Raw genomic sequence first — 26,653 nt, forward strand, 5'->3', positions numbered from 1 at the left:
AAAATAATTAATTACCGGGAAATGAAACAAATTTTCTATTTTATTTTATTAATTGCGGGGTTTTCCTCAATACATTCCTGCAAAAATTTACTGGATGAGGATGGGAATCCTTTATTGGATCTGAATGATACACAAGGTTTAAGTGGCCCAAGAGCGCTGTATAGAGAAATTACAGATAAAGATACTATAGCAGAATATCACTACAGCGGACTTCTTGTGACTAAAGTGATTACAGACAGTGCATCTGTTACAGATATTATGTATAGTGGAGACAAAATCAGCCAAATCAATTTTAATGGCTTTTTAGATCTTGACGGAAATGGAAAACTGGATCAGGACAGCGTTTCATATACTCAGCTATTCACTTATGCCAATAATAAGTTACAGAAAATTTCTGAAAACCGTTCTGTCTTCAGAAGACCTCCGCCTGTACCGCCTGCAACAACTCCAGGTCCTCAGACATTACTGAAAAAGGAGAAAACCCTTTACGAGATAGTATTCAGTGCATCCACAGGTAAGCTGGAGTCTATAAAGATGAGCAATGGCCCTGATGTTCCAGGAACTCCACTTACTTTCACAGACTTCTCTATGACGACTTATAGCTATCTGGGAGATAACGTATCTAAAGTGCTTAGAGATTATGGTACTTCAATATCCGGAAATGTAGTGGGTAATATTACAGGAAAGTTTAGCTATGAATACTTTGCCTATGATGAGCAGGTGAGCCCGTTTACTTTGCTGCCGGATGTGTATAAGATTTCAAGACTGCTCACTACAACGAAAAATGATAAAGAAAGTCTTATTTTATCTCCAAATAACCCTAAGAGATGGTCAGTAACTGATCTTACACCACCTATTCCGACTCCGATTATCAAGAGTACGAATTATGTTTATGATCCGCAGACTTACATGACTAAAGGATATGGCGTTAACTATATTTACAAACCACAATAGAGCCATTTTTTAACAATATTCAAACTCAATCTTTATAAGGTTGAGTTTTTTATTTTTTATCTCTTAATTTTGCAAAAAATTTCTGATGAAATATTTAATCGTCGGGCTTGGAAATAAAGGCTCAGAATATGAAAATACACGACATAATATAGGTTTTAAAGTAGCGGAAAAAATAGCGGAAGCGCTTGAAGTGCCCTTTAATACATCAAATTTCGGCTGGATGGCAGAAGGAAAATATAAAGGCAGGAAAGTCTTTGTCCTTAAGCCTGATACCTATATGAATCTTTCTGGCAACGCCGTAAAGTACTGGATGCAGAAGGAGAATATTCCTTTGGAGAACGTTCTGATCATAACCGATGATCTTGCCCTTCCTTTCGGGACATTAAGAATGAAAGGGAAAGGTTCTGATGCAGGTCATAACGGTCTGAAAAATATTAATGAAATGCTGCAGACCCAAAACTATGCAAGATTGCGTTTCGGCATCTCGGCAGACTTTAGTGCCGGCCGCCAGATAGATTATGTACTGGGAACCTGGAATGAAGAGGAAACGGAGAAGCTTTCCGAGAGAATTGAAACTTTTTCCAAAGCCAGCCTTTCTTTTGTTTTTGCCGGAATCAATAATACAATGTCTGCGTTTAACGGGAAATAGGTAAGAGGTAGCAGATTGCAGGTGAGCAGTACTCAACTAAAATGATAATTTGTAAGATTCAAATATAAAGGCCATCGGATTCCGATGGCCTTTTTTGAATGCACTTTTAAAATTAATTTCCAATCAATTTATCTGCTGAGCTATGCTCTGTTTTTATATACGTTTTTTTGTAACCAGCTGAAATGTAGTGGTCTTATAACCAGCTTACAGAACCTGTTTCAACATCATAATTAGCTCCTACGATCTTGATCTTACCTTCTTCTTCAAGCTTTTTAAGTGTTGAGCTATGTTTACGGATATCTTCGATCGCATTTTTTACGTTCTGCTGATTAAGTCTTTCCAATAGTGAACTGTTTTTTGATGAACGCTCTTCATTTTCTTCGATCACTTCATCGATGATGGGACCAAAATGGTTGATCAGGTGGTTCAGGTTATTCATTCCCATTCCTTCGATTTGAGCGGCATCAAGCCCTCCTTTTAAAGCACCGCATTTAGTGTGACCTAACACTACGATAAGTTTAGAGCCTGCAACGTTGCAGCCGAATTCCATGGAACCCAGAATATCCTGGTTGACAAAATTACCGGCAATTCTGATACTGAAAACATCTCCCAGTCCCTGATCAAAGATCAGCTCTGCAGAAGTACGGCTGTCTATACAGCTTAAAACGACAGCAAAAGGCCATTGCCCTTCACGGGTATCATTTACCTGCTCCAGAAGATCTCTGTTTGCTTTAAGATTGTTGACAAACCTTTGATTCCCTTCTTTTAAAAACTCTAATGCTCTTTCAGGAGTAATGGTCGACTGGGTTTCGTATGTATGTGCTTTCATATAATTTAATTGTTTTTCGAATTTTAGTTAAATAAAAATTTAATTGATGCTCAGTGAGCTTACATTGCTCTTTTGTGAGTGATCAGAACGTGAGAATCCTGACTTTTTTCATAATCTCTGTATGAGGTTTTAAAGCCCAGAAGTTCTACATTGATGTCTTCTTCCTTCGCACGGATATTGGCAAAGTCCTGAATCATTTCCAGAACATCTGTAGTAATGTATGATGTTTCGCTGGCATCAATGATTATGTTGGAGTTCGGTTTAATATTTTTCAATGTTTTTTTGATGGCTGCTTTGTTCAGGAATGACACTTCTTCAGCCAGTTTGATCTTGATTCCGTCTGCATCATCCAGCTTTTCCCTGCTTAAATAATACGCTCTTTTCATATTTCCCTGAAGGATATAGAAAATAGAGATCGCAAGACCTATTCCTACCCCTTTCAACAGGTCTGTAGCGACTACTGCTACTACAGTGGCAACGAACGGGATAAACTGAAATTTCCCCAAATGCCAGAAGTGCTTGAAGGTTGCAGGTTTAGCGAGTTTGTATCCTACTAAAATTAATACGGCAGCAAGGGTGGCAAGCGGTATCAGGTTGAGTATAAAAGGAATGGTCAGCACACATACCAATAGTAATACACCATGGATCATTGCTGATATTTTGGAGGTTGCTCCTGCATTGGCATTGGCCGAACTTCTTACCACTACGGAGGTCATAGGCAATCCTCCGATGAAGGCACTTATCATGTTTCCTATTCCCTGAGCTTTAAGTTCAAGATTGGTATCCGTAATTCTTCTTTGTCTGTCTAATCTGTCCGCTGCCTCAATACAAAGTAAGGTCTCAATAGAAGCTACAATGGCAATCGTTGCTCCTGCGATCCATACTTTAGGATTAGTAAATCCTGCAAAGTCAGGCATTGTGATCAGGTTCTTAAAATCTTCCAGGGACTTGGGAACAGGCAATGAAACCAAATGCTCCTTACCAATCGCTAAAGAGCTTCCCATTAATTTGAATACTTCATTTAAAAGTATTCCAATAGCTACAGCTACTAAGGCTCCCGGCAGCATTTTCATTCTTTTTAAGGCAGGAAATTTGTCCCATGCAATAAGAATACTTACAGATACCAGGGTCACAATGATTGCCCCCGGATGAATTGCTCCTAAAAGCTCTGTAAAATAGTTAAAATTAAGACCGTTAGTGAACAGTGATTCATTTCCCTCATAATCTTTATCGAATCCTAATGCATGAGGAATCTGTTTTAAAATAATAATGATTCCGATGGCAGCAAGCATCCCCTCAATAACGTTATTGGGGAAATAATTGGAAATACTTCCGGCTCTCACGAATCCCAGAGCCAATTGGATCAATCCGGCAATAATACCTGCACATAAGAACAGTTCAAATGCTCCAAGGTCAGTAATGGCAGTCAGTACAATGGCGGTCAGCCCTGCTGCCGGCCCCGAAACGGATATGTTTGAATTACTGAGAAACCCTACTACAAGACCTCCTACGATCCCGGAAATAACTCCGGATAATGGTGGTGCTCCGGATGCTAAAGCGATTCCTAAACACAGTGGAAGGGCTACTAAGAATACAACGAGCCCGGAAGGGAAATTCTCCTTGATTCCTCCTAATAATGATGTTTTTTTCATGATATTTTTGAAAAAGATATAACTGACTGATTTATCCTTAAATAATCAATTATAAAAGATTGGAAATTTAATTTTTAAAGCACATACATAATATTCATTACCGGAAATGGCATGAATACAGTAAAAAATCTAATTATACTTAAAAATTAAGCTTCCGGAGGCGGAGAAAAAATAGTGAGTAAGGGTGACAGATGAAAGGAATCATCTACCAGCACAAAAGATACGGCCTGAAGGCCAGGTTCAGAAAACTTCAGATAATCGAATACATCCAGAGTTTTCGGAAGTGTCTTTTCGTAAACAATAAAAGAGGATGGATGAGAATGGGGCTCTTCTTCATTGACTATTATATTTGTTCTCAGAATATCCCAGCCCGCAACCGCAGCTATGCTTGGCAGCGCTGTAAAATTCAGAAAAAACATTAATACAATAACACTCCAGAATTTCATTTTACATTTTTTTAGAAAAACTATTTGGTCTTTCTGCTCATTACCCAGTCAGAACTTGTAAGATTGTAGATTTTCTGAATATCTTTTAAGATTTTCTCAAAATCGATCTCCAGATCAATGATCTTACCTGTTCGAAGGTCAAATACCCAGCCATGTACAACAGGATACTCTTCTAAAATGTATCTTTCCTGTACACAGGCCATTTTGATTACGTTGATGCACTGCTCCTGAACGTTGAGTTCCACAAGTCTGTCATAACGCTTGTCAAGATCTTCGATAGCGTCCAGTTCAGCCTGATGCAATCTGTAAACGTCACGGATGTTTCTCAGCCACGGATTCAGTAATCCCAGATCCTGAGGGGTCATCGCTGCCTTTACACCGCCGCAGTTATAATGTCCGCAAACGATAATATGTTTTACTTTAAGATGCTCTACAGCATATTGAATAACTGCTGTGGAGCTCATATCTAAAGTATTGATAACATTAGCAATGTTTCTGTGGACAAAAACCTCACCTGGCTTTGCTCCCATCAATTCTTCTGCTGTGGCCCTGCTGTCTGAACATCCGATATACAGATAGTCCGGATTCTGAGTCTTTGCCAGCTCGTGGAAGAAATGTGGGTCTTCCGAAACTTTAGATTCTACCCATTTCCTATTGTTTTCGAAAATACTTTCGTACGATGGTGACATAATTTAAATTTTAAAAAGGTTTATAATTATTTATTTCGTTTAAATTATTTCCAAAATCAATAGACTAGATCAATAATTGTGCAAAAATATACTTTTTGCCGAAAAATCGCCCATTTTTAACAAAGTTTAATATTAAAATATGCTTAAAATCATGTCTAATACACCGATATACTTTGCTTTAAGGGTATGTTGGCTGTCTGATCATTCAGATGTTTAAAAACCAGGATAAAATTACAAAGTATAAATTAAAATCTGTAATTTCAGAATTAAAAAATTCTTAATTTTAAAAAAATAGAATAAGATTTGTGAGAAATAGTTTGAAGATCAGTCGATTTTATATCAGAAAAATCATCAGATCTTGAAAAAAATGAATAAATTAAAACATTGATTTTAAGCCTTTAGTTTATATGCCGGATTTTGATCTTCAGACTTTGTCGCCGTTATTTTATCTGGCCGGAATTTTTATTGCCTGTTTCTCCTCATTCCTGATTGCTGGAAAACGCAAAAAAATAATGGCAGATTATCTGTTGGCAGCATGGTTCCTGATCATAGGAATACACCTCACTTTTTTTGTATTGTTTTTTTCTGGTTACTATGTAAAGTTTCCTTATTTCCTCGGACTTGAAATTCCCTTTCCCTTGATTCATGGGCCAATGCTATATCTGTACATTCTGTGTCTCACGGGGCATCACCCCAGGAGAATCTGGCTGCTGCACCTGTTACCAGCTCTTGTAATTTATCTGGCGCTGCTTAAATTTCTGCTACTGTCTCCTCATGATAAAATTGCTGTTTATCAGAATGGTGGAAATGCTTATAAATCTTTAAGGAAAAGTATGAAGATTCTGATCATTTTATCAGGATTCCTATATGTAAGCCTGAGTATTCTTGCCGTAAGAAAATATAAAAAGCAGATTTCCGACCTGTTCTCCAATACCGAGAAGATTAACCTGAATTGGGTCTATTATCTGATCATAGGCATTGGAATGATATGGATTGCCGTGGTACTGAAGAATGATATTCTGATTTTTTCATTAGTGGTTGTATTTATTCTGGTGGCAGCTTATTTCGGGATAAGCCGTGTGGGTATTTTAAATCTGGATATTGCAGAAATGGAATCCATTGAAGAAGGCCGGGTGGGTGATGACCCTTCCGAAGCAGTAAAATATCAAAGGAATTTTCCAGGTAAAGGAACTATACAGGAGGTTTATGAAAAGCTGGTGTATCAGATGGAACATGAAAAACTATACAAGGATTCGGAATTGAATTTGGATCATGTTGCCAGCTTGCTGAATGTACATCCGAATATATTATCCCAGACGATCAATACTCTTGAGAATAAAAATTTTTATGATTACGTCAACCGGCAGAGGATTGACGAGTTCAAAAGAATAGCTGTCTTGCCGGAAAATCAAAAATTTACCATTCTGTCACTGGCCTTTGAAAGTGGATTTAATTCCAAAACTTCATTTAACCGGAATTTTAAGAAGTATATGAATTGCTCTCCAAGAGAGTTTTTAAAAGGGCAAAGGATTACTATAGAATAATATTTCTTTTAAACTGCTTATTTCTAATGGTTTATAAATAACCTGAATTCGGGATAAGGCACTTTGCTTGAAAATAAGATTTGGAAGCTGGAGGCTGGAAGAAGGAAGTTATTGAGGTTTGAAAACAGCTGAAGATCAATTTCATTCTTGTTTTAAGAAGTACTTCATCAAGTTTTATGATAACTATCAGAAATTATTTGTCCAATATTAACTTCCAGCTTCCCTCTTCCAGCTTCCTGACTTAAACCTTTGTTTCTTATCCCGAACTCAGGTTAAATAAGTTCCACCTTTCATTTTGGAACAGTTGGAGCTTTTGTAATTCTCATTTTTACAGGAAATTTAATTGAAGGTTATGAAAAAATTATTATTTGTGATCATGTGTGTATTCGCGTTGTGTATAGGAGCTTATCCTTTGATCTACGCATTTGTGGAACATAAGCATACTTTTCTGGGTTCCAAATCTCCTGAAGTACTTCATGATCTGATATGGAGAACAGCATTTTTTGCTCATATTATTTTTGGAGGGCTGGCTCTTTTTATAGGCTGGCGTCAGTTTGGTGATTCATTCCGGAATAAACATGTCACAATGCACAGGATCATTGGGAAGCTCTACGTAGCAGCGGTGATCATAAGCTCCGTATCTGCTGTATACATGGGATTTTATGCCAATGGAGGAATTATTTCGGCGTTGGGATTTATCTGTTTAGGACTGATGTGGTTGATCATGACGCTTCTGGGCGTTGTACAAATAAGAAAAGGCTGTATCATACAACATAAAAAGTTCATGATCTATAGCTATGCCTGTACGTTTGCTGCTGTAACGCTTAGATTGTGGTACCCTCTGTTGAAAAACCTTACACAGGATCCTGCCGGCTCTTATGTTGCTGTAGCGTGGTTATGCTGGGTTCCTAATATACTGGTTGCCTATTTTATTAACAGGAAAATGTCTGTGATATAAAAACGGCCCCGATTCGGGGCCGTCTTATTTGAGTAAAGATTATTGGGGAGATTCCCATTTTAAAACGACTGTTATTGAAAGTATTATCAAGCGTGTTGCCAGATTGTTGGTAATCATTAAAATAGAACCAGGATAAATTTTCAGATATCCGGTGAGTAAGTTGTAATTATTCTGCCGTTTGGAAAAGAAGGGGAATCTGTTACTGATGTTAGTTTGTCAGTTTTTCATAATCTATACTCTTCATATTCAGGTTTAAATATTTATTTTCTTCGTTTTTATAATGCTGAGGTGCTTCCAGCCCCATATACTTCATGAGCAGCGGATAGATATAGGTGGTCTGGATCAGTTTAGGATCACGCCCTGTGATTCTGTATGCAGCAGGTACTTTATCACCATACCATACAAAGAACGGGACCTGTGTGGATTCCTTGGAGTCTATATGCAGTAATTTGTCACCCTGTATTTTAAGACCGTGGTCAGAAGCGTAGATGACTACTGAATTGGTGTTTTTAAGAGTGCTGAAAATGTCTTTCATAACATAATCGGTATATTTTATGGAATTGTCATAGCAGTCCATATTTCCGGACTTCCAGTTATCCGGCAGTCTGTTGCATGGGTTAGGATGACTTCCCATAATGTGGAAAACAACGAATTTATGATCTCTTTTTTGAATGACATTTTTTAGTTCCGGGATGATTGCTTCGTCATATCCATTTACCCATTTTTTATTTTTGGCCATGGAGGCGATTGCAGTTATTCCTTTAGCGCTTGCCTGTGTACTGATCCAGAATGAATTGTAGCCGGCCTGATTGGCAAGATTGACGATATTGTAAGATAATTTATCATAACGGTATCTGAATTCGTCAGGATGTATGCTGGAAAGGATAAGCGGTACGCTAAGGTTGGTAATTCCTGCAGGGGAAACTGCCTGATCATAGATCATCATGTTTTCAGCTTCCAGATCCGTATAAGGTGTCGTTTTCTTGGAATAGCCGTATAATGACATATTCTGCTTTCTTTCAGATTCTCCAATGATAAGAATAACGTTCTCTATCCCCGGCTGTATTTGTTTTATGTTGAAAACCGGAACATTTTTTTTGATCATACTGATATCTTCCTGAATCTTCAATGCTGTATTGAAATCGGATAAATGATAATAGACACTTTTGATCATCTTTCCTCCGCCTTTATTGCTTACATATCTATGCTTAAGAAAAAATGTGAAAGGCATGATCAGCCATAGTAAAGCAATGAACCCATATCTGAAATTAAATGTAACGGTATCTTTCAGATAATTGACCGAATAGATCAGCAATCCCATAAAAATGAGAAACAAAAGACCCGGTAAAATAAACATATAAGACATGCTTATTGCTTCATCCACATTGGATTCCACTATACTTATCGCCATTCCTACATTAAATCCGGAATGGTAAATAAAATAACAGGATACTGATATCAAAAAATTAAGCCCTAAGAATAAACATAGAATAACGGCAATAATTGATGTATACCTGTTTTTAAAAAGGAATGCATTAAAAATAAGGAAGGAAAAGAACATCATTCCGTATTCGAAAATATTTCTGATGCTTTCCCATTTCTCAGTCCCGAATAAGTTATCAAATATATAAGGGAATGAAAGCAGGAAGCCTGCGAGATAAATTAAAATAATGAGAATGGGAATAGTTTTTTTGAGCATGGTTATTATATGAAGTTGCCTTTACTGTTAAGATAATTGTATAATCTGTCTCAGGAGTTTCCGGTAAGGGTAGCTGAAGGTTCAGAATAATGTACTATCTGAAATAAATGAATATCAGATCAAACAATAATTCTTTAGTGTTGCAGATACTGTACCGTCTCAAAAGGAAACTGCTGGTAAGATTGTCGACAAAGTTTCACAGCGGATTGCTTTTTCCGCTTAGATTTTCGTAATTGTAGAAAATGAAACTATAGAACAGATGATACAGATAAAAAAGAATGGATTTCAAGTTGTATTTTTTTCATCAAAAATTATTTTTTAGTTAATAATTATATTAGGGTTGTGTTTTTAATCTTCAGCGGTTTTTCAGAACAAGAACATTGCAGGAACTCTCCCTAAATGTGACACAGACAAAGATTATATTGACTTCAAATTAATTATTGTCTTGTTATTGGGAAGGCCAACAATGATTTTTTTGCAAATTTAAATGAAATAATTTATGATCGCAATAGATTTTTTACTATAACTGCTGGATTCACTATACTTTACGGTTGATATAATCTTTCGTAGCGTCGCTTGTCGGGATGATTTTGGCTGGGTTTCCTATAACAACAGAATTCGGGGGAACATCGAAGTTGACATAAGAGTTGGGAACGATCAATACATTATTGCCGATCGTTACAGCGCCTACAATTACAGCGTTGGCACCTATCCATACTTCATCACCGATAACAGGGGAACCTTCATTTTTACCCCGGTTCTGCCGGCCGATAGTAACCCCCTGTGCAATATTGCAGTTTTTTCCGATAATGGTTTTCGGATTGATCACAAGGCTTCCCCAGTGCCCCAGGTAAAAGCCTTCTCCGATCTGCGTTTCAGGATAGATCTGAAATCCGTATTTGATCTGGTAATGTCTTAAAACGATCCGCCAGAACGTATTCAGAAAAGCTTTTTTCTGGTACTTCTGAGCCATTCTCAGAATATAAATGAAATGGAGATTGGGATTAATACACTTTTTCCAGATCTCAAATTTTGAAAGCCACTTTCCGCTTTCCCGGTAAAAGTCTTTTTGAATAATTGAATAATCGGCCATAGTCAAGGTTTTTAAACTTCATCAATTATTTTCTGAAGATGCTCTACAGATTTTTCTAAAACAAACGGAAGCTCAGTTTCGGAAATTTGTTTTTTATATTGCTCAGAAACGGAATTATCTGTAAGGAACTTCTTCATCCCTTCATAGATCCCTTCTTCAGAGTTGGGTGTGATATTTCCAAGTTTTCCGTCCTGCAGAAGATCTCTGATTCCTGAAATGTCTGTAGCGGAAATAGGTTTGTTGAGAATAAGGGCCTCAGCAATGATGGTAGGAAAGCCTTCATGGCGTGAAGACATGATATAAAAGTCTGCCTTTTTCATATACGGATAAGGATTGCTGCTGAAGCCAAGCATTTTTGCCGTATCCTGAAGTCCTGATTTATTGAGCTGATCCTGAATATTGTTAAAGTCATATCCGTCTCCGATGATCAGAAGCTGATGCTTCAATCCTTCGTCGATCAGTTTTTTGTGGACGTTCAGCAGTCTGTCGTAGCCTTTCTGAGGATAAACGGTTCCTACCGTTACAAAGGTAGGGAGATCATTCCGGAAAGGATAATCGTTGACCGTGATATCAGCTTTTCTTAAAGTATCTTCTTTGTCGATCGGGTTGTATATTTTGATGACCGATTGCTTTTCAGTGTCATTTTTTGCCAGCTTATGCATGCCTTCCTGCAGTTTATTGGAAATCACCAGGATTCTGTCAAACTTAAAGAACTGCCTGATCACTTCCGGGGTATATTCTTTCAGATTGAAGATGTCATTCTGTACCCATATGATCTTTTTCGAATCTTTTTGAGGGCTGGATAGAATTTCCCGGTACATTGCATGAATGGCTGCAATCTCTACATCATATTTTTTATTTTTTAAAACAAATTTGTAAAGAAGGGAAGGGAACCAAAGAAACATTTTCTGATAAAGCACCCTGTACGCTTTCACAGGAATATCCTGTGGTCTGTTGGTGGTTATCATTTCTCCTTTCAGCAGATAGTACAGATTCACCCAGGACGGAACTTCTTTTATATAGAGCCCTGAATAAAGATTGACCAAAAGATCCACTTCATATTTATCAGGAGGAAGATTTTTCAGAAAGTTGATCAAAACTTTTTCAGCACCGCCGTGGCGTAAAGAGCCTATACGAATGAGGAGTTTTTTCTTTTTCAATTTGTTTTTGTTTTATAATTTTTACAAGATTAAAATAATTATTTAATTTTTCTTGCTTTTTTATACTTGTGAGGAAGATTTTCTTTGATATAGGCATCCAGCTTTTTCCTGTCTTTCTCCAGTTCACGGGGATATTCCGGGCTGTTCCTGAGGACAATGTCTCCATAGTCTTCAATCGTACAGAGAAACTGGGCCGGATTTCCGATAAATACTGTATTGTCCGGCATAGATTGTGACAATACGGAATTGGCTCCCAAAATACAGTTGTTTCCGATCTGTACATCCTGCATGATTACGCAATTCAGCCCGATTGTACAATTATTGCCGATCTTTATTCTTCCGAGAATCCTCGCGTCCTCATAGCCGGGAAGCTTTCTCAGAAGGGTAGTGGTTCCGCCGTGATTGACAAATCTTACTCCTCCTGCAATATTCACATTGTCACCGATCTCGATAAGGTAGGGTTCTGTTCCGAAATAAATCTTATCCGGCATATTAAAGCTTTTGCCGACTTTCATGCCTCTGTATTTCGCCACTTCAAGGCTGGCCCTATTCAAAAAAGAATGATAGAGGGAGTCTATTTTTAATAGGATTCTAAATATAAAAATCATCACAGGTGTAAATTTGTTTTTATTTACTTTTGCAAAGAAAGAGAATTTATTAATATGATGAAAATTTCAAAAATAGAATATTATCTTCCTCAGCAGGTGCTTACCAATGCTGATCTGGAAAAACACTTTCCAGAGTGGAGTGCTGAGAGAATTCAGGAAAAAGTAGGTATCAGCCAACGCCATATCTCTTCTGACGATGAAACGGTGCTGGATATGGCTGTACAGTCTTCAGAAAAGCTTTTTGAAAACTATGACAGGGATAAAGTAGACTTTATCCTGTTCTGTACCCAAAGTCCGGAGTATTTCCTGCCTACAACGGCCTGTATTTTGCAGGACAGATTGGGGCTCAGGAAAAATATCGGGGCTATAGATTTTAACCTGGGCTGTTCAGGGTTTGTGTATGGGCTGGCTTTTGCCAAAGGACTGATCTCTGCAGGAATTGCCAAAAGTATTCTTTTGGTTACTTCAGAAACCTATACCAAGCATATTCATCCTGATGATAAAGGAAACAGGAGCATATTCGGGGATGCTTCCGCTTCTGCAATTGTTGAAAAAGCAGAGGGCATCAATGATTATCAGTTCTGTCTGGGAACAGACGGAGGTGGTGCTGAAAACCTGATCGTTAAAAAAGGTGCTTTCAGAAAAGATTTTGAGCTGAATCCCGATCATGAGTTCGGTCCTGAAAATATTTACATGAATGGTCCTGAGATCTTTAATTTTACCATTGAAAATATTCCGGGGCTGGTAAAAGAAACCCTTGAAGTGAATGGTATGACGATGGATGATATTGATCATTTCGTTTTTCATCAGGCCAATTCTTTTATGCTGAACTATTTAAGGAAGAAAACCAAAATACCGGCAGAAAAGTTCTATATTGATATGGAAAAAACCGGGAATACGGTCTCAGCCACCATTCCTATCGCTCTTAAGAATATGATGGATAAGGGATTGCTGAAAGAAGGAGATAAGGTTTTAATGGCCGGATTTGGAGTAGGATACTCCTGGGGCGCCACTATAATGGAAATATAAGACTAACAACATTTAAAATTATAAATATGAAAACATCCGTTTTTTTAGAAAAACTACAGGAGGAGCTGGAAGAAGATGAAACGCTTACTGTTGAAACCAATTTAAAATCTTTGGAGAGCTATGATTCAATCAGTTTGCTTTCTGTCATTGCATTTGTAGATGAAAACTTCAATAAAAAGATCGATACCAAACAGTTTAAGGATATAGAAACCGTTTCGGATCTGATGAATGCGATAGGGAAAGAAAACTTTGAAGATTAATGGATGCTTTCTCGTTAACCAATAAAACAATTCTTATTACAGGGGCTTCTTCCGGCATCGGGAGAAGCTGTTCTGTTGAATGCAGCAACAGTGGAGCCAATCTGATTCTTGTAGGACGAAATGAGGAAGAGCTGATGAAAACAGCCTCTTTGCTGAATCCCGGAACAAAGGTTGAGATCATTGCTGAAGATATTACTCATTCTGAACGGCTTGAAGCGATCATCGCAGAAAAAGTTGCTGTTTTGGGGAAAGTATCAGGCTTTATACACTGTGCGGGAATAGAGAAGACCTTGCCGCTGAAAAAGCATAGTGCCCAGCTGTATCATGATATATTTGAGATCAATGTCATTGCAGGGTTTGAAATTGCAAAGATCTTGTCTTTAAAGAAATATAAAGAGGAAACTTCCAGCTTTGTATTTATTTCATCTGTCGCCGGTATGGTAGGAGAGGCAGGAAAGGCTGCCTATTCAGCCAGTAAGGGAGCCGTAATTGCCGGGACCCGTTCATTGGCAATGGAACTTTCCAGAGGCAATATCCGTGTCAACAGTATAAGTCCTGCCATGGTCAATACTCCGATTTTGGAAAAGATGTTTGAAGATCTCGGTGAAGACGCTTCATCAGAAATCATAAAAAAGCATCCGCTGGGAATAGGTGAGCCTAAAGATGTAGCGAATGCCTGTATTTTTCTTCTCTCCGACGCAGCAAGATGGGTGACGGGTACCAATCTTGTGATTGACGGAGGATATTCTGCGCAGTAATTTATTGTTTATGGAGAGTTTCTATGATCTCTTCCACGCTGTCGAATATCTTTTGGTTGTCAAACTGATTCTCAATATTTTTAAGATTCTCCCTGATGTGGAGAACCAGATCAGGATCTGTAAGAAAGGCTTTCATTCCTTTATACATCTCATCAACATCATAGTTGATGAGGTATCCTGTTTCCCTGTCTTTGATCATAAGTCCTACGTCTCCCACATTGGTCGCCACTATAGGCTTCTGAAGAATCAGTGCTTCGGCGATTACCAGCGGCCACGCTTCAGATTCGGAAGGAAGAACGAAATAATCCGCCTTTTTGATATAAGGATAAGGGTTCATTTGATTTCCTGCTAAAATAAACGTTTTTTCTACATTATTGCTCGCTGCCTGAGCCTTAAGGTTCTTCATTTCCCCACCATCACCAATGATAACAATACTATGATGGAAACCTTCATCTATAAGCCTTTTATGAGCTTCAATAAGCTTGTGGTAGCCTTTTCTTGAATGCAGTCTTCCGATAGAGACAAAAACAGGTCCTTCAGGGAAATTTTCCAGTTTTTCTTCTGCCTTGCGTTTGATCTCCTCGATAGGAATAGGGTTGATGATCACACTTTCTGCAGGATAATCCAATTTAGGATAATACTGATGCATCATATCCTTTATTTTGTGGGAGCAGTACACCATATGGTCGAACTGGGGAAAACTTTTTAGTATTCCAGGGACCAACGGCTGAAATTTAGGAACATTGATCTCAGAGTGAAACCATCCTATTTTTTTTGAGTTCTTCTGGGTTGAGTTGAGAATAACATCGTAATCTCTATAATCCATTCCGATCTCTATATCGAAAGTGTCATTGATGATGCGGTCTGCAATAGCAGGGTTTTTCTTCAGCTTTCTGAGCTTGATCCTTCTCGCGATCAGCTGCAGTTTCTGCAATACGGAATTGCCGGAAAAATCTTCTTTTCCGTCCGTAAGGTAAACCTTCCGGATATGCTTGGGAAGTTCATCACGTAGTTTTCCCTGATTGAGCGTAAGGCATACGGTCATTTCGTATTTGTCAGTGTCGAGATTGTTGAGAAGTCCCAGCAGAACTTTTTCCACACCTCCCATTTCCATGGAATGGTGTCTGAACAAAATTTTTATTTTTTTATTTAAAGTCATGAGAACTTTCTTATGATTCGTGAAAGCAATGTGTTTTGTTTGTTGAAAATAAAGTCAGGCAGATCATCAATTTTATCAATATCTGTACCATACAAGCGGTCTGTATTTCTTCTTTTGAGAGCATTATACAATACAATATGCCAGTTTTTACGTAATTTTTCTTTCTTTTTTTTATCCTGGGAAACTCCTTTAGCGTGGATTCTGTACAGATAGTTGGATTTTTTTATAAAATAAAAGTCTCCTTTTTCGTATAATTTCAGATAGAGATCCTGATCTACTGAGGAGGTAAGGCTGTCATCTATCCCTTCGGTCTGATCATACGTTTTTTTTCTGTAAGTGAAAAAGTGAGCAACTTCAAATCTTATATTAAAAAAATTCGGGTCCCTGTTTTTTATTTTTTTGGTGTATGGAAATAGCTTTTCAGGAACCAGTTGTTCATTACAGACGTGAAAAAGAGAATAAGTAGCTACAATATTCTTGTCTGTAAAGGCTTGTATACTTTCTTCTAAGGCTTCAGGCGTTAAAGCATCATCAGGGTCAACAAAGCCGCATATGTCACCTGTTGCCAGTTCTGCACATCTTTTTTTAGTATATCCCACTCCTTTATTGACTGTGTTTTCATAAAAGGAAAACCTGGGATCTGCGGAGATCATTTCTTTTACTGTCTGTTTTTCTGATTCATCAGAGCAATCGTCTACAATAATGACTTCCCAGTTGGTATAGGTCTGGGCCATGATACTATCAAAGCAGTCTTTGAAAAAGAGCGCATTATTATAGTGTGCGATAAGGATGGAGAACTTCATTATGGGTGTGTCTTGAATATTAATTCCTGATGATTGATTACTGTTGTATTGGATGGAATATCTTTATGAATGGTGCAGCCTGCTCCTATAATGCAGTTGTCTCCTATGGTCACTCCTTTCAGCACGGTGACATTGCTGCCAAGCCAGCAGTTCTTCCCGATTTTGATAGGTGCTGTGGTAAATTCAGAAGAATATAACTTAAAGTTAGGATGAGTCTCATAGGCATGGTTGTGATCATACAGTTTTACATTCTCACCGAATAACGTATTGTCACCTATGGAAATGCTGTCCAGACAATTGATAGAGCAAAAATTGTTCATGAAAAAGTTATTTCCGATTTCCAGGCTGGCATTCTGCTGCACAAGAACATGAACATAGTTCCTGAAGCTGACCCCCTCTCCGATACTCACCTTTTTTAAATTTCCATGAAGAATAAAATGGTTGCTGGTCCCAAGCTTTATTCCTTTAAAGGAAACATTAGGGTGTTTTCTGAGAAGTGAAATCTGACTTTTTCGTTGAAGTTTTGCTAGGATTTCATGAAGCATATTTAAATTTGTTTTCACACTTGTAATTACAAATATAATTTGTTTTACAGAATTATAATAATAAATCTTATTTTTGTGCCTTAAAATTAACACTTTAAATGAAATAAAACTGTCAGCAGATTGGGGGCAGATGTGTTTTGATAAAGTAAAGCATTTTGTGTTTCTGTGAAGATAGGTCAGATTACATTTACCAGATTTATTGCTGCCATGGCAATTGTTATTTCCCATTTCAATAAAGATCTGTTTTTATATAGAATAGATTATATTTCCAATCTTTTTTTGAGGGCGAATGTGGGAGTCAGCTACTTTTTTATTCTCTCAGGCTTTATTATGATCGTGGCTTACGGTCAGAAGAATAAAATAGACTATTTAGAATTTTATAAGAACAGGTTTGCAAGAATTTACCCGTTGTATGTACTTGGGCTTTTGCTGTATTTTATAACAAGATATCATCCTTTTGACGGGCATAAGGTTCTTTTGTACGGATTGGGCATACAAAGCTGGATTCCCGGAGAAGCCATGATCTTAAATTTTCCAGGTTGGTCAATTTCAGTAGAATTCTTTTTCTATCTGATTTTTCCTGTACTGTACAATTATTTTTATTCCAAAAAGAATAAAGCGATCTGGATCTTTGCTATTGTCATCTGGATGGTTACCCAGGTCTTTTCAAACTGGTATCCTACCTTGGGAATATATAAGGGACCCCATACTAAAAGCCACGAATTTCTATATTATTTTCCTGTATGGCATCTCAATGAGTTTCTGATCGGAAACCTTGCAGGCCTATATTTTATTAAGAATTTCAGGCAAAAGAAGTATGATCTTCACATCGTTCTGCTTTTTCTGCTGGTAATGGTTTCGCTGATGTTCGTTCCGCTGTTTTACCATAATGGTCTGATGGCTTTACTATTTGTACCTGCTATTATTCTGATCTCCTTTAATAACGGATGGCTCACAAAAATGTTTTCACAAAAGCCATTGGAATATCTTGGTGAGATCAGCTATGCGGTGTACATTACCCATATCCCCATCCTTTATCTGCTGAGGGAGTTTTTAAGAGCACAGCAATACAGCTTTGATATTGATACCGTATTTGTTATCTACATTATTGTAATGCTGATCTGCTCAGCAATTTTCTATCAGTGCATTGAAAAGCCAATGAGGAATATTTTGAGAAAGATCAGCTTCAAAAGGAATGAATATCAATGATTTCCAGTTATAAACTAAATTTTTAGTTTATAACTGGAAGTGTCAGAATAAGTGCTTTCTAAAATTGATATTATAAAGCCCTGAGCGCATGCTTGGATAATCCGTCAATAAATATTTGGAGATCATTCCCCATTTTTTCAGGAAGGGAGCATTGGCGATCAGGAAGCTTCTGTAAACTCTTTTGATATGGAGCTTGATCTCTTCAGGCAGCGTATCTTCACTTTCTGCCCATCTGTTCACCTCTGCCCAGAGTACAACTCTTGTTGAAGCCGGTTTTACTTCCCGGCTGTCTACTTTGGTAATTCTGTTGTTCTCATGTACTCCCCTTACGGCTACAGCACTGTCAATAATTCCCGAATATAAATTCAGGTAATAGGAAAGCCTGAATATAAATTCCGTGTCCTGGTGAAGCCTTAAATGGGTTTTAAAGAAATATTCCATGTTTTTCAGAGAACTTTTCCGGAGGGTCAGAGCATCCAGGCTGAACAGCCCGAAAGTTCCTCTCATATTAAGCAGTCCGGGAAATACATCTCCGGGCTGCTGTTTTTGATAAACGGTTGTTAAACGGTCTCCGAATACTTTGTAATATTGCTCTTTTGCTTTTTCTGAATAATAATGAACTCCAATTGCTCCATAGACACCGTCTACATCGTCATTTTTAAAGAGTTCCTTTTCCGCATCAAAGCGGTTGGGAAGATAGTAATCATCTGCATCCAGGAATGAGATGAAGTCTCCTTCCGCTTTTTCTATTCCCAGATTCCTGCTGGCTCCGGCTCCGTGATTACCTTTGTCAGGATGCTGATAAAGCTTTACCCTGCTGTATTTCTCAGCAAGTTCCCGGCAGACCTGCAACGCGTTGTCGGGAGATTTATCCTCCACCAGGACTACTTCATAGACTTCTTCAAACTGAAGAGCGGATTCTACAGCCTGGGAAACAAATTTTTCGGCATTATAAACGGGAACAACTACTGAAATTTTCATTTTTAATAAGTGGGAAATATGATACTGAATTCTTTTAACTGCAATTATGTGATCCTAAAGATCTTTTTCATGATAAGACCCAGAACGAAAGGCACACGGGCAATATTATGCTGTAATGTTTTGAAGCGGTCTATCGTAAACCTGGTGCTTTCCGTCATTCCATATTCTGAAAAGTCAACTTCCGGAACAGCCTTATGCTTAAAGGTAGAATTCATTAAATTATACTGATGAACAATCTGGATATACATCTCCTTGCTGTCTTCTATAGAGAAGTTTTCATAATCACGGTAGCTGTTATGAGCTCTTTCTTTCAGCATGGTCTTGAAGTTGTCTACACTTTCTGCCAGGCTTACGAACGGATTGGCCACTGCATTGTATACCGTAACTACCGCTTTATGGTTCGGCTGCATAGTAAGCTGATAGCCTCTTCTTAAATCGATAACAAGGTCATGTACCGGCTTGAAGTATTCCTGTACGGTTTTTACATAATCCTTATGCAGCATATCATCATTATCCAGCTCGCTGGTGATGACGAATTTTGTCTCCGGAGTGAAAAACTGCGGAATAACTTCTACCGCCTTTGTTTTCATCTCATCAAAATCCTCTACAAAAACAGGCCTGAAAGTAGGATACTCCTCTTGAATCTCTGCAATGATTTTTCTGAATTTTTCTGAAGTATTTACATCAAAAAAAGGAAGCCAGACGAAATTCTGATTGGTTTGGTTTTTATAGGAAGGAAGAACATAGGTTCTGAACAGCCTGAATCTGTCATCCAGCCATTCTTCTGTAAGTGGTTTAAAACCCGAACGTGTTTCGTTCCAGCCTCTTGTAGGAACATTGAATCTTGTCATTATAACGTGAACAAACTGACTCATCTAAATAAATTTATTAAAAAGTTATATATTCTATAGGGCTTGCTGCCATATATATTTTCAAGTTTTTTTTCATAAAAGGTTTTTCTGTTCAAGAGCGCAATATAGCTTGGGAAAAACTCATGGAAGAGTGCTTTATGCTTTTCATACACCGCATGGTATATAAACTCTTTTTTGTCATTACTTCCTGTAATTTCTTTGATCATCGAGGTTTCCGGGTGGGATCTGTAGTTGAAAACAGGATAGTCAATTTTGGTGATCGGCTGCTCTCTGTGGGAGGATATCAGCTGGATCCAGAATTCCCAGTCTTCGAAGCCATGTCTTAATTTTTCATCATATATGATCCCTTCATCAAAGTATTTTTTAGCAAACATGGAAGTACAGTATAGCTTGTTTCCCAAAAGCAGTTCTTTAAGGGTAAATTTTTCCTGAAGGTTAGATTTTTTGCTGGTATGTCCGAAGGTCACTGTATCTGAAAATACAATTAACGTTTCCGGTGCCTGATCAAAAACAGCAATCATTTTTTCTAAAGCCTGAGGATTAAGCGTATCATCGGCATCCAAAGGCAGGATATAATCACCTGAAGCATTTCTTATTCCTGTATTTCTCGCTCCTGATAACCCTCTGTTCTCCTGATAGACATATTTTATTTTTTCATTTTCAAGCTTACGGGATACAGCTTCAGTATCATCTGTTGAGCCATCATCTACAATAATACATTCCCAATTGGAATAGGATTGATTTTTAATAGATTGTATGCATTCCTCCAGATATTTTGCATGGTTAAAACATGGAACAATGATGGAGACTTTATTTGCCATTCAATATGTTTTTTATTGTAAAAGATAACTGAATCCGTTTTCAAAAGCTTTACCTGTATGTGCCTTGAAGGTCAAAACTGTATGTTTTTCCTGTATGCGGGACAGCCTCAGCTGCTCATTTTCTATAGGTGGAACTGTGGTTCCGGTCATTGTAATCATTTGTATTAACTTTTATATTGTGAGGGGAAATATAAATTAAATTTTTGCTTCTGCTGTTTTTTCCGGCAGCATTACCGGTTATAAAGGTATGATTTTTCTTGTATTCAAAAGATTCACCCTGTATTTCATGTAGATTGTTTATGATTTTTTAATACTCATAAATAAGCTGTGAATAATCTGTTCAGGTATTCTTCAGCGGATATCCCCGTAAAAAAAGATTCCGTAAGAGGACTGAATTCAATATTATAATAGGAGCCTTCGTCTATATTTTCATAGACCGCCTTTTTACCAAGGTGAACTTCCAGCCGGGTCAGGATCTCTGACAGGGAATATTGATAAGGATAAGTAAGATTAACGGTTTCATTGTTGAGGTCGTCAAGATAGCGCTCCGCAAATAATGCAATATCATCTATACCGATCAGGATTCTTCTTGCATGGCTGTAAATGGTGAACCGCTTTTCTGATAAGATAGAGTTTTTAAGAAAATTAATTAATGTATTCGGGTTTCCTCCACGGCCTACAGCATTTCCTACTCTGAAAATGATGAAATTTCCGCATTGCTCTGTAATGATCTTTTCTGCGTTCAGCTTGTGAGCTACATAAGGGCTGTCCGCTTTGGTAGGGTCATAAATGCTGCATGTTGAAAAATAGATCAGTTTTTTTTCGGGATATTTTCCGATGCTGGATTGTAAAAGGGTGATTTCCCTCTCAAATTCAGAAGGATCTTTTTCCAGTGAATTGGAAACTCCCGATGCAAAATACATTACATCTTCTCTGTCATAAGATCTTACGGCGTTTGCCAGAATTCCATTACCAATAATCATATATTCTTTTTCTAATTAAGCTGGGATTATATTACACTTAGTCCTGTAAAGGCAGTTACAGATATTTAAAAATTTTAAACAATCCAAGCCTATCACCCAGTTTTGCCCATTTCGATTTTTTTACACGATCCAGCTTATGAAGCAGCTGCTCATATTTGTTTTTTGAAACATAGTTTTGCAGAAAAAGATCTTCAATATTAATGTTTCTTCTTTCAGCCATCTTTATCATGGCTACCCAGTGCCAGAATACGGCTTTTTCCATATTTTGGGTTGTAGAAATACCGTTTTTATGGATTCTGTATAAATAGAGATCTTCGTCTATATATTTTACAGGGGCTGTTTCGCACATCTTCATGTACCAGTCCTTATCTTCAGCGATTTTTAAGAAAGGATCGATACCGGATGTTTTTTCATAGATCGTCTTCTTTAAAGTGGCAAAGCTTGAAATTTCTCCTTTGAAATTATAATAAGACTGGTCTAATGCTGTGATCTGTTTTGCTTTGTGTACCGATTTTGGGTTGAGGTGCTCATCACAAAATACCAGATTGGAATATACCAGTCCCGCTTCTTCATTCTCTGCGTGGGCCTTTAAAATAAGCTCCAGCGCCTGAGGTACCAAAGCGTCATCAGGATCCAGGAAACCGCATATTTCAGATTCAGCGAGTTCTATCAATCTCTTTTTGGTATACCCGATCCCTTTGTTTTTTTCATTCTGATAAACTTTGACCCTGGGATCTTTGTCTGCGATCTTTTTTAGAATTTCCAGGGAGTTATCAGTAGAGCCGTCATCCAGGATTACCGTTTCCCAGTCTGTTTCAGTCTGAGCAATTAAGCTTTGGTAGCATTCTTCAAAAAAATGTCCATTGTTATAATTGGCGACAAGTACGCTGAATTTACTCATTTCTATTTGTGTTTATTCAATATTTTTTTTAATGCATTCAGATATCCGAAACCATATTTTCTGTCCGGTTCCAGTATATTTCCTTCTGCCCATTCGTTCCAGGATTTTACAATTAAGAACAGTTCGGGGTAATCATTTTTATCCTCGAGATAATTGACTGCTTTTTCTACCTGTTTTTCGAATAATTCCGGAGAATTGTTGCCCAGGATGATTCCATTATAGCCGCTTCTTGGGGTGTTGTCCCAGTTAGGCAATATGCAGGGGAAATTAGGAATATTATGCTCTTCGAACTTTAGATCTCTGACCACCAGATTGGTGTCCTGAACTCTGACTTTCTTTTGCTCTTTCTTCTTGATTCCTACAAGTCCTTTAACCCTGTTCTTGTAATAGTCGTAAGAAGATATATAGTCTTTACTTTGAACGTAAGGTGCCCATGCTTTCTGAAATGCATTGGAAATCTTGCCGTCATAACCCATCGATTGAAAATCTATATCGTCACGAAGCTTATTGGAAGCCATGATATACAGATCATCAAATCCGTTTTTCTTTGCCAGCTCTCTGAATTTTGAGATATAATGAGGGTCTCCGTCGTTCAGATGATTCGGATCATAAATGATGAAAACCGGTCTATTATCTACTTTTATGTACCTCTCATCTTTGAAGAAAGGTAAAAGATATTCGAAATGGGCGATCAGGTCCTGCTCATCAGGATATTCCTGTTTTACCAGTATTTTTTCAGAAAGGCCATGCCATATCCCGGACCATGTTTCGTTGGCCCAGCAGAAGCAAAAGGGGAAGTCCGGTTTTCCGGATTTCAGCACATCGTTGGCAATACGTTCCAGTAATTGCTTACTGTTTCCGAACCAGTAATGATAATAGATAAATCCGTGCACTCCATAGTCTTTGGCCATTTGGGCCTGCTGCTCTCTTACTTCCGGAACACGCAGGTCATAATATCCCAGATCTGCAGGGTATATAGGCTGCTCATGTCCTTCAAACAAAGGTTGGGCTTTACCTACATTGGTCCATTCGGTAAATCCTTTTCCCCACCATTCGTCATTTTCGGGAACAGGGTGGTACTGGGGAAGATAAAATGCAAGGGGCTTTATTTTTTTCATAATCAGTTTTCTAATGTTTTTATTAATCTGGCAGGAATTCCTGCAATTACAGAATTTTTAGGAAAGCTTTTGTTGACTACCGCATTGGCTCCTATGATAGAATTTTCTCCAATGGTAACTCCGGGAAGTATGCATACTCCTTCACCGATCCATACATTGTCTTCGATGATCACCGGACCTTTGGAATACAGGGGTCTCATGCCTGGGATCTTTTCTAAATCTTCAGCAGTAATATTTCCGTGGGAATGATCGGAAATGTATATCCTGCTTGCCATGAGAACATTGTTTCCTATAACGATCTTATCAATCGCCCCGATGTGAACATCAGAATTGCAGATAACATCATCACCAATCACTATTTCAGGATTGAATGTCTCTCCCTGAAAACGGTCCCAGGCTTCCAGCCTTAAATGATATAGAGCGCTGAAGTTTTTACCTATAGAGATATATTTAGGATTTTTTATCCAATGTTCTTCCGGAATGGCTGAATTTGTCCCGAATTTCTTAAAGCTTTTTTTAGCCCATTCATTCAGCTTGTTTTGCTGGTGAATTTTATAAGCATTGGAATTCAGTACGTTGAATAAAAATTTTACAATATGTTTTTTCAAAAAATTCATATTTTTATTATTGAAAAATGATGCAGTCCTGATATTATTTTGTAAAAAAACTGTTGATCAGTTCGATAATTTTATTCTGCTCAGTTTCAGATAATTCATAATAAAATGGCAGTCTAAGCAGACAATCTGTGAAATGATCAGAATTAGGAATATCCTTTTCAGGATTATTGGCTAAGAAAAAATCACTTTTGTTTAAACTTAAATAATGAAAAACAGGGTGAATATCCTGAGCTTTTAAATGCTGGATCAAATGGGTTCTTTCATCGTAACTTCTGCAAACAATATAATACATATGGGCATTGTTTGTCGCATAGGAAGGGATATCCGGTAAGGAAACAAAACCTTGCTCCTGTAATGAAGACAATCCATTCTGATACTTGTCCCATATCTCTAGTCTTTTTTTCTGAATGACCTCAAGGTTTTCCAGCTGAGCATATAGAAAGGCCGATATGATCTCTGAAGGTAGGAATGATGAGCCAAGATCCACCCAGCCGTATTTATTCACTTCTCCTCTGAAGAATGCGCTTCGGTTTGTTCCTTTTTCCCGGATCACTTCAGCACGGTCAAAATATTGGGAATCATTAATGACCAGCATTCCACCTTCTCCGGCAATGATATTTTTGGTCTCGTGGAAAGAGAAAGCTGCAAAATGCCCTATAGATCCCAATGCTTTCTTGGTTCCGTCTGAGAATGTATAATAGCTGTCAATAGCCTGTGCCGCATCTTCCACTACAAACAGATTGTGCTTGTGGGCCAGATCCATGATCTTTTCCATATCACAGGCTACTCCTGCATAATGTACGGGAACGATAACCTTTGTTTTTTCTGTGATATGTTTTTCTATTTCTACAGGATCAATATTAGGATTGTCATGGCAAGAATCTACAAAAACTATTTTAGCTCCCCGAAGGGCAAAGGCATTGGCTGAAGATACAAAAGTATAGCTCGGAACAATGACTTCATCACCCGGCTCCACATTGCATAAAATCGCTGCCATCTCCAGCGCGTCCGTGCATGATGTTGTCATCAGCACTTTTGGGAAATGATATTTTTGCTCAAAAAACTGCTGGCACTTCTTTGTGAAAATTCCATCTCCGGAAATCTTACCGCTTTTTACCGCTTCTTCAATATAGGTAAGCTCTTTACCAATGATAAATGGTTTATTAAATGGGATCATAGTGTTTTGAATTTTGAATCTTTGATGTTTATAAATTTCTTTTCAATATACCTGTAAGAGCCATAGCTGATTAAAATACTCAGGCCCGGAATGAAAATAAATACACCAATATTAAATACAAATATATTATTATAAAATTTTAATAGCTTATAAAAAACAGGGAATATTAAAAACATAATAAACGGATGGTACATATAAATTCCATAGGAAATACCTCCTAAAAACGAAAAGGACTTGTTCCTCAGAACAACTTTGTTTGATGGGTTTATACTTATTATTATCAGCAACAGAAATACAAATCCTAAAATAATGTTTTGGATATACAAAGTAAAGACAGGAATGGAAATCAGTGCCAGTATCAACAATAATACAGCTGCATAAATCGTTTTACTTTTTGTATACGCTGTAATTTTATCAGCGTATACTGAATAAAAGTATCCTCCCAGCGAACCAATAGCCATAAATTCAAACGGAATAATGCTGACAATACCACCTATCAGTGAATGGGGGAATTTCAGGTTAATCACAATAAAAGCAATCAAAATGCATAAGAAAACCGAGACCATTATTTTTTTATTGAAAAAGGAAACTATAAGGGGCCAAACGATATAAAACTGTTCTTCTACACCTACTGACCACGATTGTGAAGCTCCTACAATAACTTTTCCTGCTTTCAGGGCAAAATTGGGGAGAAACATAATGTGGAGAAATACCGACATTATATCATAGTTGGAAGTATCTTTTATTAAATGGTAATAAGACGGAGTGATGGAAAAAAGAGGAAAAGCAGATGCTAAAAACGGTATAACAATAAAGGATATGAAAATAATAATATAGTATAATGGCCATATTCTGAAAATCCTTCTCAGATAAAACTTTTTAAGGTTGATATGGTTATTTTTTCCTTTTTCAGCTAATAAAAGATACGTAATCAGAAATCCGCTAAGCACAAAGAAAAGATATACACCGTTTTTCCCTAAATGTCCGATAAAATAGGCACTGTATTTTGAATCAAATAAACTTCCGATTTGATCACGGTGTTTGAATAATTCAATATGATGCAGAATTACGGAAAGTGCTGCAATTGCCCTTAACTCATTTAACCCTCCAAAAAAAATATTTTTATTTGACCCCATATG

The 26,653-nt window shown here is 37.6% G+C and carries 29 protein-coding genes; 8 read left to right on the forward strand and 21 right to left on the reverse strand.

What is annotated here, in order from left to right; genetic code table 11:
• Positions 1–21 precede the first annotated feature (21 nt).
• Together AC4IF5_RS06075 and pth are read left to right on the forward strand one after the other, a co-directional pair.
• Complete coding sequence (locus AC4IF5_RS06075) at positions 22–954, forward strand: hypothetical protein (RefSeq protein WP_490732651.1); 933 nt, start codon at positions 22–24, stop codon at positions 952–954.
• An 85-nt stretch (positions 955–1,039) separates the two neighbouring features.
• Complete coding sequence (gene pth, locus AC4IF5_RS06080; protein ID WP_490732653.1) at positions 1,040–1,603, forward strand: aminoacyl-tRNA hydrolase; 564 nt, start codon at positions 1,040–1,042, stop codon at positions 1,601–1,603.
• Positions 1,604–1,796: 193 nt separating this feature from the next.
• On the opposite strand, the gene AC4IF5_RS06085 is transcribed toward pth, so the two are convergent.
• The 4 genes from AC4IF5_RS06085 to AC4IF5_RS06100 all read right to left on the reverse strand — a co-directional run bounded on the left by AC4IF5_RS06085 (position 1,797) and on the right by AC4IF5_RS06100 (position 5,219).
• Entirely contained in the window at positions 1,797–2,432 is a 636-nt protein-coding gene (locus tag AC4IF5_RS06085; protein WP_490732655.1) for a carbonic anhydrase family protein, read from the reverse strand.
• A 59-nt stretch (positions 2,433–2,491) separates the two neighbouring features.
• On the reverse strand, positions 2,492–4,084 hold the full coding sequence (locus tag AC4IF5_RS06090; RefSeq protein ID WP_490732657.1) for a SulP family inorganic anion transporter: 1,593 nt from the start codon (positions 4,082–4,084) through the stop codon (positions 2,492–2,494).
• A 146-nt stretch (positions 4,085–4,230) separates the two neighbouring features.
• On the reverse strand, positions 4,231–4,530 hold the full coding sequence (locus tag AC4IF5_RS06095; RefSeq protein ID WP_490732659.1) for a hypothetical protein: 300 nt from the start codon (positions 4,528–4,530) through the stop codon (positions 4,231–4,233).
• A 20-nt stretch (positions 4,531–4,550) separates the two neighbouring features.
• Positions 4,551–5,219, reverse strand: a complete 669-nt coding sequence (locus tag AC4IF5_RS06100; protein ID WP_490732661.1) for a carbonic anhydrase — start codon at positions 5,217–5,219, stop codon at positions 4,551–4,553.
• Positions 5,220–5,731: 512 nt separating this feature from the next.
• On the opposite strand from AC4IF5_RS06100, the gene AC4IF5_RS06105 reads away from it, so the two are divergent.
• Both AC4IF5_RS06105 and AC4IF5_RS06110 read left to right on the forward strand, forming a co-directional pair.
• Positions 5,732–6,763 carry a helix-turn-helix domain-containing protein gene (locus tag AC4IF5_RS06105; RefSeq protein WP_490732663.1) on the forward strand — a complete coding sequence of 344 codons (1,032 nt, stop codon included), beginning with the start codon at positions 5,732–5,734 and terminating at the stop codon, positions 6,761–6,763.
• Between the two features lie 352 nt (positions 6,764–7,115).
• Positions 7,116–7,721, forward strand: coding sequence for a DUF2306 domain-containing protein (locus AC4IF5_RS06110; RefSeq protein ID WP_490732665.1), 606 nt, complete (start codon positions 7,116–7,118; stop codon positions 7,719–7,721).
• A gap of 208 nt (positions 7,722–7,929) precedes the next feature.
• Here the strand turns inward: AC4IF5_RS06110 and AC4IF5_RS06115 are convergent, their stop codons facing one another.
• The 4 genes from AC4IF5_RS06115 to AC4IF5_RS06130 all read right to left on the reverse strand — a co-directional run bounded on the left by AC4IF5_RS06115 (position 7,930) and on the right by AC4IF5_RS06130 (position 12,188).
• The gene (locus tag AC4IF5_RS06115) at positions 7,930–9,420 is read right to left on the reverse strand and encodes a phosphoethanolamine transferase family protein (protein WP_490732667.1); all 1,491 of its coding nucleotides are present in this window, start codon (positions 9,418–9,420) and stop codon (positions 7,930–7,932) included.
• 538 nt (positions 9,421–9,958) lie between these two features.
• Positions 9,959–10,513 (reverse strand): serine O-acetyltransferase, encoded by a 555-nt coding sequence (locus AC4IF5_RS06120; protein WP_490732669.1) that lies wholly within the window; start codon positions 10,511–10,513, stop codon positions 9,959–9,961.
• Positions 10,514–10,524: 11 nt separating this feature from the next.
• Positions 10,525–11,673, reverse strand: coding sequence for a glycosyltransferase (locus AC4IF5_RS06125; RefSeq protein ID WP_490732671.1), 1,149 nt, complete (start codon positions 11,671–11,673; stop codon positions 10,525–10,527).
• A gap of 38 nt (positions 11,674–11,711) precedes the next feature.
• A complete protein-coding gene (locus tag AC4IF5_RS06130; RefSeq protein WP_490732673.1) occupies positions 11,712–12,188 on the reverse strand; it encodes an acyltransferase in 477 nt (158 codons plus the stop codon).
• A gap of 147 nt (positions 12,189–12,335) precedes the next feature.
• Between AC4IF5_RS06130 and AC4IF5_RS06135 the strand changes: the two genes are divergently transcribed.
• From AC4IF5_RS06135 to AC4IF5_RS06145, 3 genes are read left to right on the forward strand one after another with little or no spacing between them, the layout of a single operon-like run.
• On the forward strand, positions 12,336–13,310 hold the full coding sequence (locus AC4IF5_RS06135; protein WP_490732675.1) for a 3-oxoacyl-ACP synthase III family protein: 975 nt from the start codon (positions 12,336–12,338) through the stop codon (positions 13,308–13,310).
• Positions 13,311–13,336: 26 nt separating this feature from the next.
• Positions 13,337–13,570, forward strand: coding sequence for a phosphopantetheine-binding protein (locus AC4IF5_RS06140; RefSeq protein WP_490732677.1), 234 nt, complete (start codon positions 13,337–13,339; stop codon positions 13,568–13,570).
• On the forward strand, positions 13,570–14,328 hold the full coding sequence (locus AC4IF5_RS06145) for an SDR family NAD(P)-dependent oxidoreductase (protein ID WP_490732679.1): 759 nt from the start codon (positions 13,570–13,572) through the stop codon (positions 14,326–14,328). The genes AC4IF5_RS06140 and AC4IF5_RS06145 overlap by 1 nt, the downstream gene beginning before the upstream one ends.
• 1 nt (position 14,329) lies before the next feature.
• On the opposite strand, the gene AC4IF5_RS06150 is transcribed toward AC4IF5_RS06145, so the two are convergent.
• Genes AC4IF5_RS06150 through AC4IF5_RS06160 form a run of 3 tightly spaced genes read right to left on the reverse strand, consistent with a single transcriptional unit; the run spans position 14,330 to position 16,835 of the window.
• Complete coding sequence (locus AC4IF5_RS06150) at positions 14,330–15,487, reverse strand: glycosyltransferase (RefSeq protein ID WP_490732681.1); 1,158 nt, start codon at positions 15,485–15,487, stop codon at positions 14,330–14,332.
• Positions 15,484–16,290 (reverse strand): glycosyltransferase family 2 protein, encoded by an 807-nt coding sequence (locus tag AC4IF5_RS06155; protein WP_490732683.1) that lies wholly within the window; start codon positions 16,288–16,290, stop codon positions 15,484–15,486. Before AC4IF5_RS06155 ends, AC4IF5_RS06150 begins: the two co-directional genes overlap by 4 nt.
• Positions 16,290–16,835, reverse strand: a complete 546-nt coding sequence (locus AC4IF5_RS06160; protein WP_490732685.1) for an acyltransferase — start codon at positions 16,833–16,835, stop codon at positions 16,290–16,292. Before AC4IF5_RS06160 ends, AC4IF5_RS06155 begins: the two co-directional genes overlap by 1 nt.
• Before the next feature lie 165 nt (positions 16,836–17,000).
• Between AC4IF5_RS06160 and AC4IF5_RS06165 the strand changes: the two genes are divergently transcribed.
• Positions 17,001–18,044 (forward strand): acyltransferase family protein, encoded by a 1,044-nt coding sequence (locus AC4IF5_RS06165; RefSeq protein WP_490732687.1) that lies wholly within the window; start codon positions 17,001–17,003, stop codon positions 18,042–18,044.
• A 42-nt stretch (positions 18,045–18,086) separates the two neighbouring features.
• Here AC4IF5_RS06165 and AC4IF5_RS06170 read toward each other — a convergent pair whose 3' ends face one another.
• The 10 genes from AC4IF5_RS06170 to AC4IF5_RS06215 form a co-directional block, all read right to left on the reverse strand.
• Positions 18,087–19,025 carry a glycosyltransferase gene (locus tag AC4IF5_RS06170; RefSeq protein WP_490732689.1) on the reverse strand — a complete coding sequence of 313 codons (939 nt, stop codon included), beginning with the start codon at positions 19,023–19,025 and terminating at the stop codon, positions 18,087–18,089.
• A gap of 44 nt (positions 19,026–19,069) precedes the next feature.
• Positions 19,070–19,900, reverse strand: a complete 831-nt coding sequence (locus AC4IF5_RS06175; RefSeq protein WP_490732691.1) for a glycosyltransferase — start codon at positions 19,898–19,900, stop codon at positions 19,070–19,072.
• A complete protein-coding gene (locus tag AC4IF5_RS06180) occupies positions 19,897–20,718 on the reverse strand; it encodes a glycosyltransferase family 2 protein (RefSeq protein WP_490732693.1) in 822 nt (273 codons plus the stop codon). The genes AC4IF5_RS06175 and AC4IF5_RS06180 overlap by 4 nt, the downstream gene beginning before the upstream one ends.
• Positions 20,719–20,730: 12 nt before the next feature.
• Positions 20,731–20,877, reverse strand: a complete 147-nt coding sequence (locus AC4IF5_RS06185; protein WP_490732695.1) for a hypothetical protein — start codon at positions 20,875–20,877, stop codon at positions 20,731–20,733.
• Between the two features lie 155 nt (positions 20,878–21,032).
• On the reverse strand, positions 21,033–21,701 hold the full coding sequence (locus tag AC4IF5_RS06190) for an NAD-dependent epimerase/dehydratase family protein (RefSeq protein ID WP_490732697.1): 669 nt from the start codon (positions 21,699–21,701) through the stop codon (positions 21,033–21,035).
• 55 nt (positions 21,702–21,756) lie between these two features.
• Positions 21,757–22,602, reverse strand: coding sequence for a glycosyltransferase family 2 protein (locus tag AC4IF5_RS06195; RefSeq protein WP_490732699.1), 846 nt, complete (start codon positions 22,600–22,602; stop codon positions 21,757–21,759).
• 2 nt (positions 22,603–22,604) lie between these two features.
• Complete coding sequence (locus tag AC4IF5_RS06200) at positions 22,605–23,720, reverse strand: glycosyltransferase WbsX family protein (protein WP_490732701.1); 1,116 nt, start codon at positions 23,718–23,720, stop codon at positions 22,605–22,607.
• 2 nt (positions 23,721–23,722) lie between these two features.
• Positions 23,723–24,328 (reverse strand): DapH/DapD/GlmU-related protein, encoded by a 606-nt coding sequence (locus tag AC4IF5_RS06205; protein ID WP_490732703.1) that lies wholly within the window; start codon positions 24,326–24,328, stop codon positions 23,723–23,725.
• Positions 24,329–24,371: 43 nt separating this feature from the next.
• Positions 24,372–25,514, reverse strand: coding sequence for a dTDP-4-amino-4,6-dideoxygalactose transaminase (rffA, locus tag AC4IF5_RS06210; protein WP_490732705.1), 1,143 nt, complete (start codon positions 25,512–25,514; stop codon positions 24,372–24,374).
• Entirely contained in the window at positions 25,511–26,650 is a 1,140-nt protein-coding gene (locus AC4IF5_RS06215) for an acyltransferase family protein (RefSeq protein ID WP_490732707.1), read from the reverse strand. The genes rffA and AC4IF5_RS06215 overlap by 4 nt, the downstream gene beginning before the upstream one ends.
• Between the last annotated feature and the right edge of the window lie 3 nt (positions 26,651–26,653).

It is taken from the genome of Chryseobacterium sp. UF-290 (assembly GCF_058245615.1).

Bases quoted from the DNA above. Each gene is read 5' to 3' on its own strand.
- AC4IF5_RS06075 (WP_490732651.1), top strand. From the start codon at position 22: ATGAAACAAATTTTCTATTTTATTTTATTAATTGCGGGGTTTTCCTCA.
- pth (WP_490732653.1), top strand. From the start codon at position 1,040: ATGAAATATTTAATCGTCGGGCTTGGAAATAAAGGCTCAGAATATGAA.
- AC4IF5_RS06085 (WP_490732655.1), bottom strand. From the start codon at position 2,432: ATGAAAGCACATACATACGAAACCCAGTCGACCATTACTCCTGAAAGA.
- AC4IF5_RS06090 (WP_490732657.1), bottom strand. From the start codon at position 4,084: ATGAAAAAAACATCATTATTAGGAGGAATCAAGGAGAATTTCCCTTCC.
- AC4IF5_RS06095 (WP_490732659.1), bottom strand. From the start codon at position 4,530: ATGAAATTCTGGAGTGTTATTGTATTAATGTTTTTTCTGAATTTTACA.
- AC4IF5_RS06100 (WP_490732661.1), bottom strand. From the start codon at position 5,219: ATGTCACCATCGTACGAAAGTATTTTCGAAAACAATAGGAAATGGGTA.
- AC4IF5_RS06105 (WP_490732663.1), top strand. From the start codon at position 5,732: ATGGCAGATTATCTGTTGGCAGCATGGTTCCTGATCATAGGAATACAC.
- AC4IF5_RS06110 (WP_490732665.1), top strand. From the start codon at position 7,116: ATGAAAAAATTATTATTTGTGATCATGTGTGTATTCGCGTTGTGTATA.
- AC4IF5_RS06115 (WP_490732667.1), bottom strand. From the start codon at position 9,420: ATGCTCAAAAAAACTATTCCCATTCTCATTATTTTAATTTATCTCGCA.
- AC4IF5_RS06120 (WP_490732669.1), bottom strand. From the start codon at position 10,513: ATGGCCGATTATTCAATTATTCAAAAAGACTTTTACCGGGAAAGCGGA.
- AC4IF5_RS06130 (WP_490732673.1), bottom strand. From the start codon at position 12,188: ATGAAAGTCGGCAAAAGCTTTAATATGCCGGATAAGATTTATTTCGGA.
- AC4IF5_RS06135 (WP_490732675.1), top strand. From the start codon at position 12,336: ATGATGAAAATTTCAAAAATAGAATATTATCTTCCTCAGCAGGTGCTT.
- AC4IF5_RS06140 (WP_490732677.1), top strand. From the start codon at position 13,337: ATGAAAACATCCGTTTTTTTAGAAAAACTACAGGAGGAGCTGGAAGAA.
- AC4IF5_RS06145 (WP_490732679.1), top strand. From the start codon at position 13,570: ATGGATGCTTTCTCGTTAACCAATAAAACAATTCTTATTACAGGGGCT.
- AC4IF5_RS06150 (WP_490732681.1), bottom strand. From the start codon at position 15,487: ATGACTTTAAATAAAAAAATAAAAATTTTGTTCAGACACCATTCCATG.
- AC4IF5_RS06155 (WP_490732683.1), bottom strand. From the start codon at position 16,290: ATGAAGTTCTCCATCCTTATCGCACACTATAATAATGCGCTCTTTTTC.
- AC4IF5_RS06160 (WP_490732685.1), bottom strand. From the start codon at position 16,835: ATGCTTCATGAAATCCTAGCAAAACTTCAACGAAAAAGTCAGATTTCA.
- AC4IF5_RS06170 (WP_490732689.1), bottom strand. From the start codon at position 19,025: ATGAAAATTTCAGTAGTTGTTCCCGTTTATAATGCCGAAAAATTTGTT.
- AC4IF5_RS06175 (WP_490732691.1), bottom strand. From the start codon at position 19,900: ATGAGTCAGTTTGTTCACGTTATAATGACAAGATTCAATGTTCCTACA.
- AC4IF5_RS06180 (WP_490732693.1), bottom strand. From the start codon at position 20,718: ATGGCAAATAAAGTCTCCATCATTGTTCCATGTTTTAACCATGCAAAA.
- AC4IF5_RS06185 (WP_490732695.1), bottom strand. From the start codon at position 20,877: ATGATTACAATGACCGGAACCACAGTTCCACCTATAGAAAATGAGCAG.
- AC4IF5_RS06190 (WP_490732697.1), bottom strand. From the start codon at position 21,701: ATGATTATTGGTAATGGAATTCTGGCAAACGCCGTAAGATCTTATGAC.
- AC4IF5_RS06195 (WP_490732699.1), bottom strand. From the start codon at position 22,602: ATGAGTAAATTCAGCGTACTTGTCGCCAATTATAACAATGGACATTTT.
- AC4IF5_RS06200 (WP_490732701.1), bottom strand. From the start codon at position 23,720: ATGAAAAAAATAAAGCCCCTTGCATTTTATCTTCCCCAGTACCACCCT.
- rffA (WP_490732705.1), bottom strand. From the start codon at position 25,514: ATGATCCCATTTAATAAACCATTTATCATTGGTAAAGAGCTTACCTAT.
- AC4IF5_RS06215 (WP_490732707.1), bottom strand. From the start codon at position 26,650: ATGGGGTCAAATAAAAATATTTTTTTTGGAGGGTTAAATGAGTTAAGG.